The sequence below is a fragment of the Vibrio genomosp. F10 str. 9ZD137 genome, assembly GCF_049974785.1.
Taxonomy (GTDB): Bacteria; Pseudomonadota; Gammaproteobacteria; order Enterobacterales; family Vibrionaceae; genus Vibrio.
In genome coordinates this window covers 1-1,538 of the sequence record NZ_JBNGCJ010000905.1, presented here as the reverse complement: position 1 = coordinate 1,538, position 1,538 = coordinate 1, and the positions used below count along the sequence as shown (strand labels likewise).

Sequence of the window (1,538 nt, the reverse complement as noted above, 5' to 3'; positions counted from 1 at the left end):
GCCTGTATTGAAGCTGGGGCGGATATGATTTTCCCAGAGGCGATGAATCAACTGGATCAGTATGTGAAATTCTCGGCCGCCTTACAATCTGCGACGGGTAAGCATGTCCCGATTCTTGCCAATATCACCGAATTTGGTCAAACCCCTCTCTATAGCTGTGAAGATTTAGCCAAATCGAGTGTGGATATGGTGCTTTATCCATTGAGTGCATTTAGAGCGATGAATAAAGCCGCTGAAAATGTTTATCGACACTTGCTGGTGGAAGGCAATCAGGAAGCGGTAGTTGAATCGATGCAAACGCGCAAAGAGCTCTATGAACACCTCAATTACCATGATTACGAAGATAAGCTGGATCAGCTATTTTCTGGAAAATAGACCACATTAACTTAATCCAATAACGTGAAATCGTTAACTTATAAAAGTGCCGAAGAGCAACGACGAAGAATACAGTCACATAAGTTAGCACAGAAAAGGAGTTCATTATGTCTTCATCAGTTTCATCAGAAAGCGAAAAGGTAGCAAAGAAAAACGTAATTGGCGGCGCGGGCTTACGCGGACAAAGTGCTGGCACAACCTCACTGTGCACTGTAGGCCAAACAGGAACGGGCCTGACTTACCGAGGTTATGACATTACCGACTTAGCGAACAACGCCGAGTTTGAAGAAGTCGCTTATTTGCTGTTACAGGGGCATCTTCCCAACCGGGCTCAATTGGATGAATACAAAACGCGGTTGATCGGATTGCGAGGCCTACCATCCGCGCTTAAGCAAGCACTAGAATTAATACCCTCAACAGCTCATCCAATGGATGTCATGAGAACGGGCTGTTCTGTTCTGGGCAATCTAGAGCAAGAAATGGATTTTGCACAGCAACAGCAAGCAACAGAGCGAATGTTGGCACTCTTCCCTGCGATCATTTGTTACTGGTATCGGTTTAGCCACGATGGCGTGCGAATCGATACTCAAGACACGTCAGAGTCATGCATCGGTGGGTATTTTCTGAAAATGCTGACGGACAAATCTCCCAGTGAACTGCATAAAAAAGTCATGCATTGCTCGCTTATCTTATACGCCGAGCACGAGTTTAATGCATCCACATTTGCAGGCCGAGTGTGCGCTTCAACGTTGTCAGACATTCATTCTTGTATCACTGCTGCGATTGGCACATTACGTGGGCCTTTGCATGGCGGTGCAAACGAAGCTGCGATGGACATGATCCAAGATTGGCAAACCGCTGATGAAGCAGAAGAGAACATCATGGCAATGCTGGCAAACAAAGACAAAATCATGGGCTTTGGTCATGCGGTATACCGAGAAAGTGATCCTCGTAATGCATTGATAAAACGCTGGTCAAAAGAGTTGTCGCTAGCGGTAGGGGACACACAATTGTATGCCGTTTCGGAGCGAGTGGAATCGGTGATGAAGCGTGAAAAAGACCTATTCTGTAACGCCGATTTCTTCCATGCATCCGCGTATCACTTTATGGATATCCCAACCAAACTGTTTACGCCTATCTTCGTTATGAGCCGTTTAACGGGG

The 1,538-nt window shown here is 46.1% G+C and carries 1 protein-coding gene and 1 pseudogene; both read left to right on the top strand.

Going from position 1 to position 1,538, the window contains the following annotated elements; all coding sequences use genetic code 11:
- Positions 1 to 375, top strand: a pseudogene (prpB, locus tag ACP45E_RS20085) (methylisocitrate lyase); the annotation flags it as partial.
- A 107-nt stretch (positions 376 to 482) separates the two neighbouring features.
- Positions 483 to 1,538 (top strand): bifunctional 2-methylcitrate synthase/citrate synthase (prpC, locus tag ACP45E_RS20080; protein WP_069585477.1); only part of this gene is annotated, 1,056 nt, incomplete at its 3' end.